The 19,153-nt window shown below is 65.3% G+C and carries 18 protein-coding genes and 1 pseudogene; all 19 read left to right on the top strand.

Going from position 1 to position 19,153, the window contains the following annotated elements; all coding sequences use genetic code 11:
* Nucleotides 1-103: 103 nt before the first annotated feature.
* Nucleotides 104-688 carry a hypothetical protein gene (locus tag K5H97_RS19140; protein ID WP_036986699.1) on the top strand — a complete coding sequence of 195 codons (585 nt, stop codon included), beginning with the start codon at nucleotides 104-106 and terminating at the stop codon, nucleotides 686-688.
* A gap of 329 nt (nucleotides 689-1,017) precedes the next feature.
* Nucleotides 1,018-1,533, top strand: a complete 516-nt coding sequence (locus tag K5H97_RS19135) for a sigma-70 family RNA polymerase sigma factor (RefSeq protein ID WP_028692706.1) — start codon at nucleotides 1,018-1,020, stop codon at nucleotides 1,531-1,533.
* Nucleotides 1,530-2,450 carry a FecR domain-containing protein gene (locus tag K5H97_RS19130; protein WP_028692705.1) on the top strand — a complete coding sequence of 307 codons (921 nt, stop codon included), beginning with the start codon at nucleotides 1,530-1,532 and terminating at the stop codon, nucleotides 2,448-2,450. Before K5H97_RS19135 ends, K5H97_RS19130 begins: the two co-directional genes overlap by 4 nt.
* A 163-nt stretch (nucleotides 2,451-2,613) precedes the next feature.
* Nucleotides 2,614-5,025 carry a TonB-dependent siderophore receptor gene (locus tag K5H97_RS19125; protein ID WP_028692704.1) on the top strand — a complete coding sequence of 804 codons (2,412 nt, stop codon included), beginning with the start codon at nucleotides 2,614-2,616 and terminating at the stop codon, nucleotides 5,023-5,025.
* Between the two features lie 222 nt (nucleotides 5,026-5,247).
* Nucleotides 5,248-5,538 (top strand): hypothetical protein, encoded by a 291-nt coding sequence (locus K5H97_RS19120; RefSeq protein ID WP_028692703.1) that lies wholly within the window; start codon nucleotides 5,248-5,250, stop codon nucleotides 5,536-5,538.
* 11 nt (nucleotides 5,539-5,549) lie between these two features.
* Entirely contained in the window at nucleotides 5,550-6,182 is a 633-nt protein-coding gene (locus tag K5H97_RS19115) for a hypothetical protein (RefSeq protein WP_028692702.1), read from the top strand.
* A gap of 87 nt (nucleotides 6,183-6,269) precedes the next feature.
* Nucleotides 6,270-6,884, top strand: a complete 615-nt coding sequence (locus tag K5H97_RS19110; RefSeq protein WP_051555763.1) for a YjfI family protein — start codon at nucleotides 6,270-6,272, stop codon at nucleotides 6,882-6,884.
* A gap of 16 nt (nucleotides 6,885-6,900) precedes the next feature.
* Nucleotides 6,901-7,602, top strand: a complete 702-nt coding sequence (locus tag K5H97_RS19105; protein ID WP_028692700.1) for a PspA/IM30 family protein — start codon at nucleotides 6,901-6,903, stop codon at nucleotides 7,600-7,602.
* Nucleotides 7,603-7,893: 291 nt separating this feature from the next.
* Nucleotides 7,894-8,550 (top strand): DUF2491 family protein, encoded by a 657-nt coding sequence (locus K5H97_RS19100; protein ID WP_028692699.1) that lies wholly within the window; start codon nucleotides 7,894-7,896, stop codon nucleotides 8,548-8,550.
* 12 nt (nucleotides 8,551-8,562) lie between these two features.
* Nucleotides 8,563-8,988: a DUF350 domain-containing protein gene (locus tag K5H97_RS19095; protein ID WP_028692698.1), complete on the top strand. Its 426-nt coding sequence runs from the start codon at nucleotides 8,563-8,565 to the stop codon at nucleotides 8,986-8,988.
* Nucleotides 8,989-9,013: 25 nt separating this feature from the next.
* A complete protein-coding gene (locus K5H97_RS19090) occupies nucleotides 9,014-9,766 on the top strand; it encodes a DUF1190 domain-containing protein (RefSeq protein ID WP_028692697.1) in 753 nt (250 codons plus the stop codon).
* Nucleotides 9,767-9,768: 2 nt separating this feature from the next.
* Nucleotides 9,769-10,926 (top strand): glutathionylspermidine synthase family protein, encoded by a 1,158-nt coding sequence (locus tag K5H97_RS19085; RefSeq protein ID WP_028692696.1) that lies wholly within the window; start codon nucleotides 9,769-9,771, stop codon nucleotides 10,924-10,926.
* A gap of 388 nt (nucleotides 10,927-11,314) precedes the next feature.
* Nucleotides 11,315-11,800: a formate dehydrogenase subunit gamma gene (locus K5H97_RS19080; RefSeq protein ID WP_028692695.1), complete on the top strand. Its 486-nt coding sequence runs from the start codon at nucleotides 11,315-11,317 to the stop codon at nucleotides 11,798-11,800.
* Nucleotides 11,794-13,338 carry a formate dehydrogenase beta subunit gene (locus tag K5H97_RS19075; RefSeq protein WP_028692694.1) on the top strand — a complete coding sequence of 515 codons (1,545 nt, stop codon included), beginning with the start codon at nucleotides 11,794-11,796 and terminating at the stop codon, nucleotides 13,336-13,338. Before K5H97_RS19080 ends, K5H97_RS19075 begins: the two co-directional genes overlap by 7 nt.
* Nucleotides 13,335-16,211, top strand: coding sequence for a formate dehydrogenase subunit alpha (gene fdhF / locus K5H97_RS19070; protein WP_028692693.1), 2,877 nt, complete (start codon nucleotides 13,335-13,337; stop codon nucleotides 16,209-16,211). Before K5H97_RS19075 ends, fdhF begins: the two co-directional genes overlap by 4 nt.
* A complete protein-coding gene (locus K5H97_RS19065) occupies nucleotides 16,208-16,411 on the top strand; it encodes a formate dehydrogenase subunit delta (protein ID WP_028692692.1) in 204 nt (67 codons plus the stop codon). The genes fdhF and K5H97_RS19065 overlap by 4 nt, the downstream gene beginning before the upstream one ends.
* A 145-nt stretch (nucleotides 16,412-16,556) precedes the next feature.
* A complete protein-coding gene (locus K5H97_RS19060) occupies nucleotides 16,557-18,374 on the top strand; it encodes an ABC transporter ATP-binding protein/permease (protein ID WP_028692691.1) in 1,818 nt (605 codons plus the stop codon).
* A gap of 17 nt (nucleotides 18,375-18,391) precedes the next feature.
* Nucleotides 18,392-18,616, top strand: coding sequence for a YhfG family protein (locus tag K5H97_RS19055; protein WP_036986697.1), 225 nt, complete (start codon nucleotides 18,392-18,394; stop codon nucleotides 18,614-18,616).
* A 2-nt stretch (nucleotides 18,617-18,618) separates the two neighbouring features.
* Nucleotides 18,619-18,783 (top strand): annotated as a pseudogene (locus tag K5H97_RS29765) (cell filamentation protein Fic); the annotation flags it as partial.
* Between the last annotated feature and the right edge of the window lie 370 nt (nucleotides 18,784-19,153).

Below are 19,153 nucleotides of genomic sequence, written 5' to 3'. Positions count from 1 at the left end.
TGGTGCCTCAGCCAGTCATCGTGCCTATCCCAGGGAGCGGCCATCAGCGGGTCGCATGGACTTGCCGCCGCCACCCGGCGCGGCCCCATACAAGGAGATTCTGATGCGACTGCAATTCCCATTGACCCTCAGTACCAGCGACTGGGAGTACGAGACTGCCAGCAGTGGCGGATTGACGGTGATGTTCGCAGCGGCCAGTGGTGGCATGCTGACCTTGAAAGATCCCACCGGTGCCCTGCATCAGTATCGCTATGGCTCGGCCGGCGTCGGCGCTGGTGCCGGTGCCCGCCTGCCACGGTACGGCAAGGTCAACTTGCAGGTGCGGGGCAAGAGCGTCGGAGCGGCAGGCGCGACTGAAGATTTCTATGCGAGGGGCAAAGTGCTGGTAGCTGACTCGATCGCGGCGCGCGGCCTGAACCGCGAGGACTTCAAGGGGGCTTGCGTGTTCATCGAAGGGGGGCTGGGGCTGATAGGCGGCGCCAGCTTCTCGGGCATGCTGTTCGGTCTGGACACCAAGCTGCTGGCCATGACTGCGGCCACGGTGATTCCGGTGGGCCAACTGCTCCTTCCTCAAGACACCACCGAGCGCCTGCTGCGCTCGGCCAAGGGTGTGATCCTCACAGGCGGCGTGAACGCGGGGTTGCAGGCTGGGGTAGGTGGGACATTTACCTTGGGCGGGCTGTTCTGAGCGGCGATCCTGCGTGAGCCGATTGAAAGCAACTGGCTTATGGGAATGGCGTCATATGCCGGGATGGCGATAACGCTCGGCCACGGGCGCTGATCCAGCAGCAGATTGCGTTGCAGATCACCGAGTTTCTGGCGCAGTCATTTCACAACTGACGACGATCCATCATGGGCGGATCAATTGTTGCGCAGCTGATGCAGGCAATCGATCCGTTCATGAACGGCTTTCCAGCAATGTGAGCGTACCTGCCACCATTCCCAATCCTGCCCTCACTGAGTACACTTGCGACAAATTCTTATTTGCACCTGGTAATCTTTTTGGGGGAGGGCGAGATGTCCACCGTTGTTCCCGCCGGCACTGTCCACTGCGGCCTGGAAACGCTCTACCGCGAGCACAGCACCTGGCTCCACGGCTGGCTGCGCCAACGCCTGAACAGCTCCGCCGATGCCGCCGACCTGGCCCAGGACACCTTCATCCGCGTGCTGCTGGCGCGCACCGCCGGCACCCTCAACCAGCCACGTCATTACCTGACCACCATCGCCCGTGGCCTGGTCATCGACCTCTATCGCCGCCGCAGCCTGGAAACCGCCTATCTCGAAGCGCTGGCGCTGCAGCCGGAGAACTACGCACCTTCCGCCGAGACCCACGCCGCCATCCTCGATACCCTGATGGCCATCGACCGGATGCTCGACGGCCTCGGCCCGCGCACCCGGGCGATCTTCCTTGCCGTGCAACTGGACGGATTGAGCTACGAAAAGACTGCCGAACGCCTCGGTGTTTCGGTGAGCACCGTGCGCAAGCACCTGGCGCGCGGGCTGATGCACTGCCTGCTGGTCGAGGGTGCATGAAGGCCATTCTTGCCGAGGCCGTGGACTGGTACGTGCGCTTGCACGACAGCAACGTCGACGCCGCCACCCACGCCTCCTGGCAAGCCTGGCGCGCCGCCGACCCTCGCCATGCTGCCGCCTGGGCGCGGCTGGAGGCGCTGCAAGGCCGCCTGGGCAACGCCCCCAGCGGCGCCGCGCAGACCCTGGAAATCGCCCGACGGGATCGGCGCCATGCCGTGAAGGCCCTGGCGCTGTTGCTGGGGGCCGGTGTGGTGGGTTGGCGGGGTTACCGGAGCTCGCCGTGGAGCACCGATTACTCGACCCGGACCGGCGAGCGGCGCCAAGTGACCCTGGCCGATGGCACGCGCCTGGACCTCAATACCAACAGCCGCGTCGATATCCGCTTCGACGCTGGCCAGCGGCTGATCCACCTGCGCCAGGGCGAGATCCTGTTGGAAACCGCCAAGGACCCGCGTCCGCTCAGCGTACGCACCGCTGAAGGCGTGATCCTTGCCCTCGGCACCCGATTCAGCGTGCGCCAGGACGCCGGGATGAGCCATGTGGCGGTGGCCGCCCATGCCGTGGAGGTGCGGCCAGGGCAAACGTCGCGAGTGGTGCGTATCGATGCCGGGTATGGGCTGAGCTTCGGCGCCGACAGCCTCGGGCCGCTGCGTCCCCTGGCTGCCGGCGCCCAAGCCTGGGCACAGGGCATGCTGGTCAGCGTCGATTGGTGTTTGGGCGATGTGGTGCGTGAGCTGGCGCGCTATCGGCCTGGTTATCTGGGGTGTGCGCAGGAGGTTGCCGGGTTGCGGCTGTCGGGGGCGTTCAATCTTGATGATACCGATGTCGCATTGGCCAGTCTGGAAGACGCGTTGCCGGTTCGAGCGCGGCGCGTGACGCGCTATTGGGTGCGCCTGGAGCCACTTGGGATGGGGTAGGTAGAACACACCCTTCTGAAATTTTTTCGTGGGTGATTGCTCATCCTTTCTCAACATTCGAGAATTTTTCGCATTTGGGGTAGCAGATTTTTCGCGCTGCTTCGGCTCTTCAGGGCGCGCGCTTCAAGCGTGCCCAAGCCAACCAGCACAGGAACCCCTTTTCATGTCCGCACGCCGTACCTCGCTAGCCTGCAGCATTCGCCAGGCGACCCTTGCGCTTGGCCTTTGCGGTGCCGCATTGGCCACCTCGACCGCCTGGGCGGCCGCGCAGCGCTACGATATCCCGGCCGGCAGCCTGGCTGCTGCGATCAGCCAGTTCGCCGCCGCCAGCGGCGTGACCATCAGCTTCAGCAACGACGAAACAACCGGGCTGCATTCATCGGGGCTGCAGGGCAGCTTCGAACTGGAGCAAGGTTTTGCCACATTGCTGCAGGGCTCCGGATTGCGGGTACAGCAGGTGGGCGAAAAGCGCTATGTGCTGAGCAAGGTACAGAACGACGGCGCCGTCGAGCTGGGCGCCACCAGCATCGATGCGTTGGGCCTGGGCAGCACCACCGAAGGCACCGGCAGCTACACCACGGGCTCCGCTAACACCGCGACCGGCCTGCGCCTGTCGGCGCGGGAGACGCCGCAGTCCGTCAGCGTGGTAACCCGCCAGCAGATCGAGGACCAGAACCTCACGGATGTGACCCAGGTGCTCGAGCAGACGCCGGGCGTGGTCGTCGACAGCATGGGGCCAGCCGGTAGCGACGCCAACCATATCTACGTGCGGGGCTTCCAGGTCGGCAGCATCCAGGTCGACGGCGTCAACCGCCCCGATACCTTCGGCTTTCGCGACGACCTGGCCGACATGGTGTCCTACGACCGCGTGGAAGTGGTGCGCGGTGCCACCGGCCTGATGTCGGGCACCGGCGATCCCGGTGCCACCGTCAATCTGATTCGCAAGAAGCCGACCGTCGAAACCCAGCGCAAGCTGACCCTCAAGGCCGGCTCGTGGGACAGCTACCGTACCGAACTGGACCTGTCCGGCAAGCTGTCTGAAAGCGGCCATGTGCGTGGCCGTTTCGTGGCCTCGACCACCGACAGCCAGAGCAACGTCGACCGCCAGTCGCTGGAGCGGCAGGTGGCCTACGGCGTGGTGGAATGGGACGTCACCGACAGCACGATGCTGACCGTGGGCGCGGAATACCAGGAGATGGACAACGATGGCGCGGGCAACCACGGTTTCCCGATGTACAACGCCGATGGCAGCCATTTCAACCCGTCGCGTTCGTTCAACTCGGCCTCGGACTGGAGCTACCACAAGCGCCGCACGAAAACCCTGTTCACCACCCTGGAGCATCAGTTGGACAGCGGCTGGCAACTGAAGCTGAACGCCGAGCACAGCCGTCGCCGCTACGACGACACCTTCGCCACCGCCGCCAGCGGCACCGTCAATCCCGATGGCAGCGGCATCAGCACCTGGACCGGCCGTTGGGCGGGCGAGCCGCGGCAGACGTCGTTCGACCTCTCGGCCACCGGCCCGTTCGAGCTGCTGTCCCGTGAGCACCAGGCGTACCTTGGTGCCAGCCACTACCGGGCCTACTACCGTAACCCCGGCTACCAGCTGTGGACGATCCAGCCGATCGACAACATCCATACCTGGGACGGTTCGCTGGCGATCCCGGATGCCATCCACACCAAGTATTCGCAAGACGCGCTGGACGAAACCCAGGACGGCCTGGTGGCGTCGGTGCGCTGGAGCCTGAACGATGACCTGTCGCTGATTACCGGTGCGCGGGTGATCGACTGGAAGCGCAATGAAACCGGGACGACCCTGTCGACCGGCGCGACCACACGCACCTCGCGCAGCGAGACCGGAGTGGTCACGCCCTACGTGGGGCTGGTCTACGACTTCGCCGAGAACTGGTCGGCCTACGCCAGCTACACCGCCATCTTCAAGCCGCAGAGCAGGCAGGATGCCAGTGGTGGCTATATCGAACCGTTGGAGGGGGTGAACTACGAACTGGGTATCAAGAGCGAGTTCTGGGACAAGCGCCTGACCACTGCCTTCAGTGTCTTCGAAGTGCAGCAGGACAACCTGGCCGTGGCCGACGGCGACAAGCTGGCGCCGAACGGCGACCAGGCCTACCGCGCCGAGTCCGGCACCAAGACCCGTGGTTTCGAGATGGAGGCGGCCGGGCAGATCCTGCCCGACTGGCAAGTCTCTGCCAGCTACACCTATGCCCAGGCCGAGGACGCCGATGGCAAGCGCCTGCTCACCGAAGTACCCCGCGACACCTTCAAGCTGTTCACCAGCTATCAACTGCAGTCCCTGCCGCAGCTGAAAGTCGGCGGCGGCGTGCGCTGGCAGGGCATGGAGTACAAGAAGAAAGCGGGGCCCCATGGCGAGACGTTCACCCAGGACGCCTACAGCGTGGTCGACCTGATGGCGCAGTACGCGATCACGCCGCAGACCAGCGTTTCGCTGAACCTCAACAACGTGCTGGACGAGAAGTATTACTCGGCGATCGGCGCACGTGGCTGGTATGGCACACCGCGCAGTGCCACGGCGACGTTGGTCTACGCGTTCTAGCGTTGTGGCGTCCGATGGTTCCCATGCGTGGGAACCATCTCCTTCCTGAAAGTACCTGTTACACCCTCAACCGACACGCCTTTCCCTGGCAAGCCATAGTGCTTGCCCAGGCGTTTTCCGCATCCCGGAGCAACAGCAGCGCCGCCGGTCGGCTGAATCAACTGCAAGGGTGGATTCTGTCGAGGTTTTGTACGATGATTTTCGTAATGACAGGGAAGGATCATGCCAAAAGGTTTCATGGCAGTCAGGAGCGCGGTAGTCGCCGCACTCGAATCCGGCAATTATCTGCATGTTTCAAGGGGCGATATCGAGGTCAAGAACCTGCTGACCATTGGCGAGGTCGGCGCAGGTGAAGTCATCGACATCATCCATTCCTGCGACGGTAGCCACTACAGCAGCAGTCCGCATCATGCCGTGCCGGCCATCGAGGTCCATGTGCTCAAGCGCCTTGGCTGGTACATCAAGTTCTATTTCATCGAACCCCAGACGTGGTTCATCAGCGTTCACCAGTGAGTATTCCGACCATGAAGATCCTGTTCGAAGGCGATACCGGCCAGGCCCTGTGCGAGCACTGCCAGGCGCTCGTCGGCATGCATTACATCCGGCGTGATGTGCCCTTCAGCGATGGCCAGGGCATTGCGCGGGACATCCTGGTGGGCGTGTGCGATGGCTGCGACACGGTGGTGGCCATCCCGCCGCAGTCCACCCCGGCGATCCGCGAGGCGCGCAAGCAGCAGCTCAAGTCCATCGAGGCGCGGCTGCCGGCGGTCTATCTCGATGTGCTGGATGCTGCGATGCAGGCCGTGTGCAGCGAGGCGGGCGCGCACCTGCGCAAGCTGTTCCTGGCCCATTACTTCCAGTGGCTGGTGCAGGCGCGCCAGGGCATGGGTTTGCAGCCCGGCCACGAGGCCTTCGTGACGGCCCTGGAGGCGCAGCGGCGTCAGCGTGGGTTGCAGGCATCGGGGGCCACCCGGCGCTTGTCGATGAAGGTCAATCCGCACATGGCCGAGGATTTTCTGGCGTTGCTGCAGCAGACCCGGATGAGCCAGACCGAGCTGCTCAAGGCGGTGATTGCGCGGATCCGGATGGACGTGCTCGAAGTGCGCGATCCCCAGGTGATCGAGGTGTTGCAGCGGTTGGTGCGAGTGGCCGGGTAGCGGGCGCATCGTGGCTCACATGTGAGACTTGCGAACGTCACAATCCAGGCGTAACGTACCTCACATGTGAGACAAGGACACCCCTCGATGGCAGGCAAGAAAAGCTCCACCGACTACATGCGCGACATGCGTGCCCGGCTCAAGGCCGCCGGCCTGGTCAAGCGTGAGCTGTGGATCCTGCCAGAGCATGCCGCCGCCTTGCGCGGTATCGAGAAGGCTTTACGTCAGCCCCTCGCGGGCAAACAGGTCAGAACGGAGGATTTCATGACCGAGCACAACCATTGGACGATCGAATCGCTGCACGGCGCCCTCCAGGGCCTGGAGGATGTGCGTGGCGGGGCGATCGGCCTGTCCCTGCAACAGGGCGCCGAACCCAGCCTGAAGCTGGTGATGCACGAGCTGGACGGCTTGCCGCTGTACATCGCCGTGGCCGGCGAGCAGATCCTGGTCGACACGCTGCTGGTCGAAGCCAGCCAGGTGAAGGACGCGGCGGCCTTCAACGATGCGGTGCTGCGCACCCGCGACGTGTTCCCGCTGTCGTCCATCGGCCTGCACAGGCTGCCCTCGGGCGAGTCGGTGTACACCATGTTCGGCGCCTTGAGCGCGGCCTCGTCGCTGGACAACATCGTCCAGGAGATCCACACCCTGGCCGACAACGTCATCACCGCCGCCGAAGACTTCGAAGACTACTTCACCCACTGATTCCGGAGATTGCCCCATGAGCCTGTTGAAAAAGATCGTCACCGCCCTGCGTGGCGGCGCTTCGGAAGTCGGTGAGGCGATCGTCGACTCCCAGGCCCTGCGCATCCTCGATCAGGAGATCCGCGACGCGGACAACAACCTGATCGATGCGCGCAACCAGCTGGTCAAGATCATGGCCAAGCACAAGACCGCGCAGCAGCGCATCACCGAGTTCGACAAGACCATCGGTGACTGGGAGCAGAAGGCCATCGCCGCCCTGGACAAGGGCGAGGAAGGGCTTGCCCACGAGTGCGCGGCGCGCATCGCCGACCTGACCAACCAGCGCGATTCCGAGCAGGCGCTGGCCGACCAGTTCGGTGCGTCGGTGGCGACCCTGACCGCCACCGTGAGCAAGACCGAGGCGCAGATCAAGGGCCTCAAGCAGCAGGTGGACCTGGTCAAGGCCCGCGAGAGCGTGCAGCGCGCCCAGGTGAGCGCGGCGTCGGCCACCGGCGGCGCCAATGGCAGCCTGGAGACGGCGGTCGGCTCGCTGGACCGCATCAAGAAGCGCCAGAGCGAACGCGCGGCCGAGCTGGAAGCGGCGGCGGAGCTGGCCGGCAAGGCCGATGGCAGCGACCTGGAGGCACGCCTGAAGGCGGCCGGGATCGGCGCCAGCAACAGCGGCGCCGATGATGTGCTGGCGCGCTTGAAGGCCAAGGCGGCGAAGCCGGCGGAGTGATCCGCTGATCGGGCCGGCCTCATCGCGGGGCAAGCCCACTCCCACGGGTAAAATCTGCAGCGGCTTTGTGGGAGCGGGCTTGCCCCGCGATGAGGGCGGTCCGGCTGGCGCAAAACCTTGCCCCAGACCCGTTGGCGGTGCGCACGAAAAGCAGTATCGTGTCGCCCCCGCCAAAGGACTGCCGCGACCCAAGGGATCTTCAATGTCGCCTTCTCCCCACAGGCCCTGCCTGTTCGCGTCAGCACCTGCATTGGCTCCGGTCCCGTCACCCTCTCACCCAGGAGATGCCCCGTGGGTTGGTTGAAACGCTTCATGGGCTTCGAAGCCCCCAAACCTGCCGCCGGCAGCCAGGCCCAAGGCAACCTGCCGTTTGGCCTGGGCAGCGGGCGCATGCTCAAGCTCGACCCCTCGCTCAAGCTGCTGCTCGACGGTCACTCTGAACTGGAAGTCCCCGAGCAGGAAGTGGTCTGGGCTGTCGGCGAGGTCGACCTCGGCCAGTCGGTGCGCCTGGCGCGCTTCTACATGGAAGACGAAGACTACTGGCTGCAGGTGGTGATGAACGGCACGTCTGCCGAGGACGTGCGCGATATCATCCTGTTCGGCTACTACAGCGTGCTGCCGATCAACAGTGACGCCGAACTCAAGCGCCTGGTGGGCCCCGAGTCGACCATCGGCCTGCCGTACTACGAGCACGAAGGCTATGAGTTCGTCCGCCAGTGGGGCAGCGAAGAGGGGCAGACCGAGCTGACGCCGATCAGCGAACGGGTCACCAGCCCCGAGACCAGCTACCGCATCCAGCACCTGTCCATGCTGTATGCCCGCGAGACCGGCCTGACCGATCGCCGCGAGTTCCTCCTGCTGTCGGTGGAGGAGGACGAACAAGGCAATGTCAGCCTGACCACTTCGGTGGGTGTCACCCTGCAATCAACGGACTTCAACGTCATCTGACAAGGATTCACCATGCTCGACGCTCTTCGCATGTCGCTCAACGCCCAGGCAGTGATCGGCTTCATCCTCTACATCAGCGTGGCGCTGGTGCTGTTCTGGGTGTTCCAGTTCATCTACACGCACCTCACCCCGCACCGCGAGTTCGCCCTGATCCGCGACAACAACAGCGCCGCGGCCATCGCCCTGGGCGGCGCGCTGATCGGCTTCTCGCTGCCGGCCAGCAACATCATCGCCTACAGTGTCAGCCTGCTCGATTTCGTGGTCTGGGTGGTGATCGCCGCGGTGGTGCAGCTGTTGGCTTTCGGCATCACCAGCCTGGTGCTCAAGGGCTTGGCCAGCCGTATCGCCAAGGGCGAGATGGCCGCCGCGATCTACGCCGCCGCCGTGGCGATCAGCGTGGGCTTCCTTAACTCGGCCTGCATGACCCCGTCGGTCTGAGCCGTTTGCGCGCAAGGAGCCCTACATGAGACGAAGTTCCGTCAAGCTGGTGCTGGCCAGCTCCCTGCCGCTGGCGCTTACCGCGTGCAGCGCGCCCGAGGAGACCTACACGGTCAGCAAGCGCAGCAACTACACCACCGTCCAGGCCTGCGTCGATGACAAGATGCCGGTGGACGTGTGTTCCGATGCCTACATGGAAGCACTGGCCGATCATCGCCGGGTCGCCCCGACCTATGGCGACAAGGCAGCCTGCGAGGCCGATTTCGTGCCGGACTACTGCCAGGTCACCAGCGACGGCCGCTACATGCCGCGCCTGGGTGGCTTCGAGCTGGCGGTGTCGGGTGAAGTGAGCCAGTCGCAGGTCGACGCGGCCCGCGCCCAGGTCGAGAGCAGCGGCCAGGCCGTCAGCGGGGGCAGCAACTTCAACGGCCTGCTTACCGGCCTGCTGCTCGGCCAGATGATGAGTGGCGGCAGCCGCCAGTACTACTCGCAGCCGGTCTACCAGTACCGCGACAGCCGCGGCGACTACCGCACCACCACCCTCGGCCAACAGATCGACCAGGGCAAGCGCTTCGAGCGCTCCGACCAGGCCCAGCAGAGTGGCGGCAGCTACAGCAGCTACTACTCCGGCAATTCAGGCGGTAGCAGCTACAGGTCTAAAACCTCGACCCGCTCCAGTGTGTCCTCGTCGATCTCTCGCGGCGGCTTCGGCAGCCAGGCCACTGCGCGCAGCGGCTGGGGCGGCAAGAGCAGCGGCGGCTTCAGCTTCGGCGGTTGAGCATGCGCAAGATCAGCATCGACGAACGCCCGGACTGGCGCGCCACCGCCGAACGTGAAGGTTTCGCCTTCCACACCATCGACGGCGAGCGCTACTGGGACGAGCGCGGCTACTACCAGTTCAGCGAGGCCCAGGTCAGCCGTGACCTGGAGGCGCCCACGCAAGAGCTGCATGCCATGTGCCTGGATGCGGTCGAGCGCATCGTCGACAGCGAGGCGTTGATGACCCGCCTGGCGATCCCGCCGGCGTTCTTCGACCTGGTGCGCCTTTCGTGGAAAGAGGGGCATCCGCACCTCTACGGGCGCTTCGACTTCAGCTACGACGGCCAGGGCCCGGCCAAGTTGATCGAGGCCAACTACGACACGCCGACCTCGCTGTACGAGGCGGCGGCGTTCCAGCTGATCTGGCTGGAGCAGCAGATCGAGCGCGGCGTGCTGCCGGCCCATGCCAGCCAGTTCAATACCCTGGCCGAGGACCTGGTGCGGGCCTTCGGCGCCTTTGAGCGCGAAAGCCCGTTCTACTTCTCGGCCATCGCCGGTTCCGTCGAGGACCGTGGTACCACGGATTTTCTGCGCAAGATGGCCGGGCACGTGGGGATCAGCACCCGGCATATCGACCTGGAGGACATCGGCCTGAGCGGCGAAGGGCGCTTCGTCGATCTCGAAGGCCGGCCGATCCCGCGCCTGTTCAAGCTGCACGCCTGGGAGCATATCTTCCACGAGGACTTCGGCCAGGCCATCGCCGGCTGCGATACCCAGTTCGTGGAACCGGCGTGGAAGGCGCTGATCTCCAACAAGGGCATCCTGCCGCTGCTGTGGGAATGGCACGAAGGGCACCCGAACCTGCTGCCGGCGTTTCTCGACCAAGACCCGCGACGCCCGGTGCCCAAGGGCTGGGTACGCAAGCCGTACTTCTCCCGCGAGGGTGCCAACGTGGATATCCGCACCGCCGACGACCAGCGGGTGTTCGAGGATGGGCCCTACGACGATGCGCCGTACATCCTGCAGGGCTTTGCGCCGTTGCCCAAGTTCGGCGACAGCTACACCCTGATCGGCTCCTGGGTGATCGGTGACCTGGCCTCGGGGATCGGCATTCGTGAAGACGACACGCTGATCACCAAGGACAGCTCGCGTTTCCTGCCCCATGTAGTGCTGGACTGACCGCCTGCGCTCTCCTTGTAGGAGCGGCCTTGTGTCGCGAAAGGGCCGCAAAGCGGCCCCGGCAATCTTTGCGTCAACGCTGAAATTCCGGGGTTGCTGCGCAGCCCTTTCGCGACACAAGGCCGCTCCTACACGAGCAAGCAACTGACTCATGATGGCACCTCCGGTGGTCGGTTTCAGGACGCGCCGGGTCGCCCGCGCACAACCCCCTCGTGCAATAACTGCCATGCTCTGAGGATGCCCGTGGACCGAGCGCAGCTAGACGCCCGGCCATGGACAAGGAAGGTGCCCGGCCTGCCGCCACCGTGAGCTGGCCCGCGCACCACAGCTGAACACCGCCGGACCGCCGCCCGCCAACGGGCTGCCCCGGGATGCCGAGGTCTGCTGTATGCCTGATGACTTGAACCACCTGCCCTTGATCCAACGCGTCCTGGCCCGTGAGCAGGATACCGCCGGCGCCCTGTTGCCGATCCTCCACGCCATCCAGGCCGGCGCCGGCTACATCCCCGACTGCGCCGTCGCCGAGATCGCCCATGCCCTCAACCTCAGCCAGGCCGAGGTGCGCGGGGTGATCAGCTTCTACCACGATTTTCGTACCACGCCAGCGGCCCGCCATACCTTGCGCCTGTGCCGCGCCGAGTCCTGCCAGAGCCGAGGCGCCGAGACGCTGGCCGCGCAGTTGCGCGAGCAGCTCGGGCTGGATGACAACGGTCGCACCGAGGATGGCGCGCTCGACCTGCGCCCGGTGTATTGCCTGGGCGCCTGCGCCTGCTCGCCGGCCCTGGAGCTCGATGGCCGGCTGTACGCCCGCGTCACCCCCGAACGCCTGCGAGCGCTGGTGGACGCCTGCCGCGAGGAGGTGAAGGCATGCTGAACCTGTGCATCTCCTGCGATTCGCTGGCCCGCGCCGTCGGTGCCGACGAGGTGGCCGAGGCGTTTACCCGCGAAGCCACGCAGCGGCGCCTGCCACTGCATATCAAGCGCACCAGCTCCCGTGGCCTGTACTGGCTGGAGCCGCTGGTGGAGCTGGACACCGCCCAAGGCCGCGTGGGCTTCGGGCCGGTCACCCCGGAGGATGTGCCCGGGCTGCTCGACGCCCTGGCAGGCGATCCCGGCAGCCATGCCCTGGCGTTGGGGCCTGTGGAAGCGATTCCCTACCTGAAGTCCCAGCAGCGCCTGCTGTTCGCCCGCGCCGGCATCACCCGGCCGCTGTCGCTGGACGACTATCATGCCAACGGCGGCTTCGATGGCCTGCGCCAGGCCACGCTGCTGGACGGCGATGAAGTGGTCGCCGCGGTGCTCGACTCCGGGCTGCGCGGCAGGGGCGGCGCGGCGTTTCCGGCGGGCATCAAGTGGCGCACCGTGCGCCAGGCGCCGGCCGGGCAGAAATACGTGGTGTGCAATGCCGACGAAGGCGACTCCGGCACCTTCGCCGACCGCATGCTGATGGAGGGCGATCCGCTCCTGCTGATCGAGGGCATGATCATCGCCGGCCTCGCCGTGGGGGCGAGCAAGGGCTACATCTATGTACGCTCGGAATACCCGGATGCCGTGCGGACCTTGAACGAAGCCATCCTGCTGGCCCGCGAGGCCGGGTATCTGGATGTCGCCGGCAACGGCGTGGCCTTCGACCTGCAGGTGCGGGTGGGGGCGGGCGCGTACATCTGCGGTGAGGAAACCGCGCTGCTCGAATCCCTTGAGGGCAAGCGTGGCATCGTCCGGGCCAAGCCGCCGCTGCCGGCGCTCGAAGGCCTGTTCGGCCAGCCGACGCTGGTGCACAACGTGCTCACCCTGGCCTCGGTGCCGATCATCCTGGCCAGGGGCGCGGCGTTTTACCGCGATTTCGGCATGGGCCGCTCGACGGGCACCTTGCCGTTCCAGCTGGCCGGCAACGTCCGCCATGGCGGCTTGGTGGAACGCGCCTTCGGCCTGACCCTGCGCGAGCTGGTGGAAGGCTACGGCGGCGGCACCGCCAGTGGTCGGCCGATCAAGGCGGCGCAGGTCGGCGGCCCGCTGGGCGCCTGGGTACCGCACGCGCAGTTCGACACCCCGCTGGACTACGAGGCCTTCGCCGCCCTGGGCGCGATGCTCGGCCACGGTGGCGTGGTGCTGGCCGACGACACCCTGAACATGGCGGGCATGGCCCGTTTCGCCCTGCAGTTCTGCGCCGAGGAATCCTGCGGCAAGTGCACGCCCTGCCGGATCGGCTCGACCCGCGGTGTTGAGGTGGTTGATCGGCTGATCGCCAGTACCGACCCGGCCTACCGCGCCAGCCAGGCCGGCCTGCTGCGCGACCTGTGCGACACGATGCAGTACGGCTCGCTGTGCGCCATGGGCGGGATGACCCCGTACCCCGTGGTCAGCGCCCTCAAGCACTTCCCCGCCGATTTCGGCCTGGAGGCCGCGCAATGATCAACTACTTCGATCCCCGCAACGACATAGACCTGGGCACCCCGGAACGGGTCAGCGAGGTGCAGGTCAGCCTGGTCATCGATGGCCGTTCGATCAGCGTGCCCGCCGGCACCTCGGTGATGCGCGCCGCCGCCATGCTCGGCACCAGCATTCCCAAACTGTGCGCCACCGACAGCCTCGAGGCCTTCGGCTCGTGCCGTATGTGCATGGTCGAGATCGACGGCATGCGCGGCTACCCGGCCTCGTGCACCACGCCGGTCAGCGAGGGCATGGTGGTGCGCACTCAGACGCCGCACCTGGCCGACCTGCGGCGCAACGTGATGGAGCTGTACATCTCCGATCACCCGCTGGACTGCCTGACCTGCTCGGCCAACGGCAACTGCGAGCTGCAGACCGTCGCCGGCCAGGTCGGCCTGCGCGAGGTGCGCTACGGCTATGACGGCGCCAATCACCTGGCCGAACAGAAGGATGTGTCCAACCCGTACTTCGACTACGAGCCGAGCAAGTGCATTGTCTGCAACCGCTGCGTGCGCGCCTGCGAGGAGATCCAGGGCACCTTCGCCCTTACCATCACCGGGCGTGGCTTTGATTCGCGGGTAGCGGCGGCCGGCGGCGACGATTTCCTCAGTTCCGAATGCGTGTCCTGCGGCGCCTGCGTGCAGGCCTGCCCGACAGCCACCCTGAGCGAGAAGAGCCTGGTCCGGCTCGGCCAGCCCGAGCGGGCAGTGATCACCACCTGCGCCTATTGCGGCGTGGGTTGCTCGTTCCGCGCCGAGATGAAGGGCGACCAGTTGGTGCGCATGGTCCCGGACAAGAATGGCGGCGCCAACCATGGCCATGCCTGCGTCAAGGGGCGTTTCGCCTGGGGCTACGCGACCCACCCGGACCGCATCACCAAGCCGATGATTCGCAAGCGCCTGGAAGACCCGTGGCAGGAGGTCAGCTGGGACGAAGCGGTCACCTATGCCGCCAGCGAGTTCCGGCGGATCCAGCTCAAGTACGGGCGCGATTCCATTGGTGGCATCACCTCCAGCCGCTGCACCAACGAAGAGGCGTACCTGGTGCAGAAGCTGGTGCGCACGGCCTTCGGCAACAACAACGTCGACACCTGCGCGCGGGTCTGCCATTCGCCGACCGGCTATGGCCTGAAGCAGACCCTGGGCGAGTCCGCCGGTACCCAGAGCTTCGACTCGGTGATGCAGGCCGACGTGGTGCTGGTGATCGGCGCCAATCCCACCGACGCCCATCCGGTGTTCGGTTCTCAGCTCAAGCGCCGGCTGCGCCAGGGCGCGCGGTTGATCGTCATCGACCCACGCCGCATCGACCTGGTCGATTCGCCCCACGCCCGCGCCGAGCTGCACCTGCAACTGCGACCGGGCACCAACGTGGCCATGCTCAACGCCCTGGCCCATGTGATCGTCACCGAAGGCCTGCTGGCCCAGCACTTCATCGACGCCCGCTGCGAGACCGAGGATTTTGCCCGCTGGCGCGATTTTGTCGCCCAGCCCGACAACGCCCCTGAAGTGCTCGGCCCGGTGTGCGGCGTGCCCCCCGAGCAGATCCGCGCCGCCGCCCGGCTTTACGCCACCGGCGGCAACGCGGCGATCTACTACGGCCTGGGTGTGACCGAGCACAGCCAGGGCAGCACCGCGGTGATGGGCATCGCCAACCTGGCCATGGCCACCGGTAACATTGGCCGCGAAGGGGTGGGGGTCAACCCGCTGCGCGGACAGAACAACGTGCAGGGTTCATGCGACATGGGCTCGTTCCCTCACGAGCTGCCCGGCTACCGGCATATCTCCAACGAAAGCGTGCGTGCCGAGTTCGAGCAGGCCTGGGGCGTGACCTTGCAGCCCGATCCGGGGCTGCGCATTCCCAACATGTTCGAGGCCGCGCTGGACGGCAGCTTCAAGGCGCTGTATTGCCAGGGCGAGGACATCGCCCAGAGCGATCCCAACACCCAGCACGTCACCGCCGCGTTGCTGGCGATGGAGTGCGTGGTGGTGCAGGACATCTTCCTCAACGAGACCGCCAAGTTCGCCCATGTGTTCCTACCGGGCAGCTCGTTCCTGGAGAAGGACGGCACCTTCACCAATGCCGAGCGGCGCATCTCGCGGGTGCGCAAGGTGATGGAGCCGCTGGCCGGCAAGGCCGACTGGGAGGCCACCGTGGCCTTGGCCGGTGCCTTGGGTTACCCCATGCACTACCGGCATCCCTCCGAGATCATGGACGAAATCGCCCGCTTGACCCCGACCTTCCGCCGGGTCAGCTATGCCGAGCTCGACCGTCACGGCAGCCTGCAATGGCCGTGCAACGACGCCGCGCCCGACGGCACGCCGACCATGCACATCAACCAGTTCGTACGCGGCAAGGGGCGCTTCATGCTCACCGGCTACGTGCCCACCGACGAGAAGGTCAACAGCCGCTACCCGCTGCTGCTGACCACCGGGCGCATCCTCAGCCAGTACAACGTCGGCGCGCAGACCCGGCGCACCGAAAACGTCGCCTGGCATGACGAGGATCGTCTGGAGATCCACCCCAGCGATGCCGAGAGTCGAGGTATTTGCGACGGTGACTGGGTAGGTATCGGCAGCCGCTCCGGGCAGAGCGTGCTGCGTGCCCGGGTCAGCGGACGGGTGGCGCCGGGGGTGGTGTACACCACCTTCCACTTCCCTGAGTCCGGCGCCAACGTGATCACCACCGACAACTCCGACTGGGCTACCAATTGCCCGGAATACAAGGTCACTGCGGTGGAGGTGGCCAAGGTGTTCGAGCCGTCGGAGTGGCAGAAACGCTACCAGCGCTTCAGTGACGAGCAGCGGCGCTTGCTCAAGGAGCGCCGGCAAGCGGAAACGGCGGAGGTGCGTCGATGAGCAGCGACAACCTGGTGAAGATGGCCAACCAGATCGCCCATTACTTCGACAGCGAACCGGATCACACCAAGGCGGTGCAGGGGGTGAGGCAGCACCTGCAGAGCTTCTGGACGCCGGGCATGCGCCGGCAGTTGCAGGCGTGGAGCGAGGCCCATGCAGGGGAGGGGTTGGACCCGAAGGTAAGGGAAGCATTGGGCTAGGCGTTCCGAGTGCTGCCTGTACCGCCCCTTCGCCGGCTTGCCAGCGAAGGGGCGGTATAGATTCAAGATGAAATGTCCTTCATTCTTACAAGGTTAATCCTGGGCCGGTGCTACGCTCGCGAAAACACCGTCACGGAATCTCACCATGGACATGAACTGGCACCAGGCCCTGCAAGAGAGCCTGAGCTGGCTGGCAATCGCCTCGTTGGTCACCCTTGTCTGCTTCACCATTACCGCCTTGCTGGCGGTGCGCTACACCCGTTGGGGGGCGCAGTTCTGGCAACTGGCCGGACCCTATTTCAGCTTGCGCCGCAGTTGGCGGCCCTTGCTGGCCTTCGCCCTGCTGCTGGTCCTGACGCTGTTCGCGGTGCGCCTGAACGTGCTGTTCTCGTTCTGGTACAACGGCTTCTACAGTGCCTTGCAGGCACTGGACCAGACCGCGTTCTGGTACCTGCTCGGGGTGTTCGCGGTGCTGGCGACCATTCATGTGTTGCGCTCGCTGTTCGCCTTCTACGTCACCCAGGCGTTCAACATCCGCTGGCGGGTGTGGCTTACCGAGCGCCTGACCGCCGACTGGATGCACGGCGATGCCTACTACCGCGGGCAGTTTCTCGCCGAGCCGGTGGACAACCCCGACCAGCGTATCGAACTGGATGTGAACGCCTTCGTCAGCGGCTCCGTGTCGCTGGCGCTGGGGGCGGTGAGCGCGCTGGTGTCGCTGGTGGCCTTCACCGGCATCCTCTGGGGCCTGTCGGCGCCGCTGGCGGTGGCCGGCATCGAAGTCCCCCGGGCGATGGTGTTCGCCGTGTATGTCTATGTGCTGATCGCCACCTGGATTGCTTTTCGCCTTGGCCAGCCGCTGATCCGCCTGAACTTCCTTAACGAGAAACTCACCGCCAACTTCCGTTACGCCTTGATGCGCCTGCGTGAGAACGCCGAGAACATTGCCTTCTACCAGGGCGCGCAGGTGGAGCGGGGCACCTTGCTCGGGCGCTTCTTCGCGTTGATCGGCAACGCTTGGGCGCTGGTGTTCCGGAACCTCAAGTTCAGCGGCTTCAACCTGGGCGTCAGCCAGGTGGCGGTGGTGTTTCCGTTCATCCTCCAGGCGCCGCGCTTCTTCAGCGGCGCGATCAAGCTCGGTGATGTGATGCAGACCGCCCAGGCGTTTGGCCAGGTGCAGGATTCGCTGTCGTTCTTCCGTGAGTCCTACGACACCTTCGCCCAGTACCGCGCCACCCTCGACCGTCTGACCGGTTTCCTCGATGCCAACCAGCAGGCCAGCGAGTTGCCGCGCGTAGTTAGCGTGGATCAGGAACACGCATTGGGGATTCAGGGCTTGCAGGTGCGTCGCCCCGACGGCCACGCGCTGATCGCCGATCTCGACCTGAATTTGCACAGCGGCCAGGCGCTGCTGATCAAAGGACCATCGGGCAGCGGCAAGACCACCTTGCTGCGTGCCCTGGCGGGCCTGTGGCCTTATGCCGAGGGTGAGGTCAGGCGGCCGTTGGGGACGCAGGCACTGTTCCTCTCGCAGCGCCCGTACCTGCCGCTGGGCGACTTGCGCACCGCCATCGCCTACCCGGCACAGGGTGCGCCCGGGGACGATGCGCGCATGCAGCAGGCCCTGCGCCAGGTCAACCTCGCTCATCTGGCCGAACGGCTGGACGAGCAGCGCGACTGGTCGCGGATCTTGTCGCTGGGCGAACAGCAGCGCCTGGCGTTCTCCCGGGTGCTGTTCAACCGGCCACAGGTGGTGTTCCTCGACGAGTCCACCTCGGCGATGGACGAAGGGCTGGAGCATGCGCTGTATTCGCTGCTGCGTGCGGAGCTGCCGGCGACGCTGCTGGTCAGTGTCGGGCACCGCAGCACCCTGGCGGGGTTCCATTCTCATCGGCTGGAGGTGGACGGGCAGGGGGGATGGTCGTTGCTGGAGCAGCAGCCTGCGACGGAGGTGCCTGCCTAGCGTCTATACGTAGCACGATGCTTCTTTCGATCCGCTATAATCGCGATGTGTTCACCCATCAAGGTGTGTTAAAGGTGAAAGGGATCAGCCTGGAAACCAAGAAGGCTTACTGTGCCAAGACACGTCGCTCTAACTATGTGGCCAGCCTGCGGCTAGAGGGGTTCACCGTGTCGCCGGACGCGGCTGAGCGAGAGCTTCCCACCGGGGAGGAACTGCTGCGTAAATACCGTAAGCAGAGCTGACGTTGGATAAATACGGGGTCGGGCAGGATGCATATTGCTATGCCGGCACCTCGGTTTTGCGCAATCGGCTCGGTATTCATGATGACGAGGAGCTGTGCAGGGCCGAGCGGGACTTCTCCGAGTTGGCCGCGAGCGAGATCGAATTCAGTCTGCCACCCTATGATCTTCGGCGCTGGAGCGTATTTTTCACCAATCCCTGGGTTTGTCGGCAATCAAGTGAAGTCCGATTTCCGCGAGCTGATTTACATTCGGTTCCTGGAGCGTAGGGATCTAGCTGTCAGGCAGGGTAGGTCGAAATTAGAGTAGGGAAAATAAATCTGTACACTTTTCGGTGCACTTTTCGCTTAACGGTTAAGATTGAAAGTTAGCGAACAGTGAACGCCCTGCGTTGATGCGTAGAGGGCGCCTGAATACAAACCGTATTCATTGGTTGGGCATGGTGCTCTCGAGGATGGCGTCAAGTTCACTGTAGTCGAGCCATGCGCAAGTTCTGTGGAGCGGCCTTGCCGAGGCGTCGGACCGGTCGGAAAGGGCCGC

The sequence above is a fragment of the Pseudomonas mosselii genome (assembly GCF_019823065.1).
GTDB classification, from domain to species: domain Bacteria; phylum Pseudomonadota; class Gammaproteobacteria; order Pseudomonadales; family Pseudomonadaceae; genus Aquipseudomonas; species Aquipseudomonas mosselii.
This window is presented reverse-complemented; position numbering and strand designations above follow the sequence as displayed.

Bases quoted from the DNA above. Each gene is read 5' to 3' on its own strand.
- K5H97_RS19140 (WP_036986699.1), top strand. From the start codon at position 104: ATGCGACTGCAATTCCCATTGACCCTCAGTACCAGCGACTGGGAGTAC.
- K5H97_RS19135 (WP_028692706.1), top strand. From the start codon at position 1,018: ATGTCCACCGTTGTTCCCGCCGGCACTGTCCACTGCGGCCTGGAAACG.
- K5H97_RS19130 (WP_028692705.1), top strand. From the start codon at position 1,530: ATGAAGGCCATTCTTGCCGAGGCCGTGGACTGGTACGTGCGCTTGCAC.
- K5H97_RS19125 (WP_028692704.1), top strand. From the start codon at position 2,614: ATGTCCGCACGCCGTACCTCGCTAGCCTGCAGCATTCGCCAGGCGACC.
- K5H97_RS19120 (WP_028692703.1), top strand. From the start codon at position 5,248: ATGCCAAAAGGTTTCATGGCAGTCAGGAGCGCGGTAGTCGCCGCACTC.
- K5H97_RS19115 (WP_028692702.1), top strand. From the start codon at position 5,550: ATGAAGATCCTGTTCGAAGGCGATACCGGCCAGGCCCTGTGCGAGCAC.
- K5H97_RS19110 (WP_051555763.1), top strand. From the start codon at position 6,270: ATGGCAGGCAAGAAAAGCTCCACCGACTACATGCGCGACATGCGTGCC.
- K5H97_RS19105 (WP_028692700.1), top strand. From the start codon at position 6,901: ATGAGCCTGTTGAAAAAGATCGTCACCGCCCTGCGTGGCGGCGCTTCG.
- K5H97_RS19095 (WP_028692698.1), top strand. From the start codon at position 8,563: ATGCTCGACGCTCTTCGCATGTCGCTCAACGCCCAGGCAGTGATCGGC.
- K5H97_RS19090 (WP_028692697.1), top strand. From the start codon at position 9,014: ATGAGACGAAGTTCCGTCAAGCTGGTGCTGGCCAGCTCCCTGCCGCTG.
- K5H97_RS19085 (WP_028692696.1), top strand. From the start codon at position 9,769: ATGCGCAAGATCAGCATCGACGAACGCCCGGACTGGCGCGCCACCGCC.
- K5H97_RS19080 (WP_028692695.1), top strand. From the start codon at position 11,315: ATGCCTGATGACTTGAACCACCTGCCCTTGATCCAACGCGTCCTGGCC.
- K5H97_RS19075 (WP_028692694.1), top strand. From the start codon at position 11,794: ATGCTGAACCTGTGCATCTCCTGCGATTCGCTGGCCCGCGCCGTCGGT.
- fdhF (WP_028692693.1), top strand. From the start codon at position 13,335: ATGATCAACTACTTCGATCCCCGCAACGACATAGACCTGGGCACCCCG.
- K5H97_RS19065 (WP_028692692.1), top strand. From the start codon at position 16,208: ATGAGCAGCGACAACCTGGTGAAGATGGCCAACCAGATCGCCCATTAC.
- K5H97_RS19060 (WP_028692691.1), top strand. From the start codon at position 16,557: ATGGACATGAACTGGCACCAGGCCCTGCAAGAGAGCCTGAGCTGGCTG.
- K5H97_RS19055 (WP_036986697.1), top strand. From the start codon at position 18,392: ATGCTTCTTTCGATCCGCTATAATCGCGATGTGTTCACCCATCAAGGT.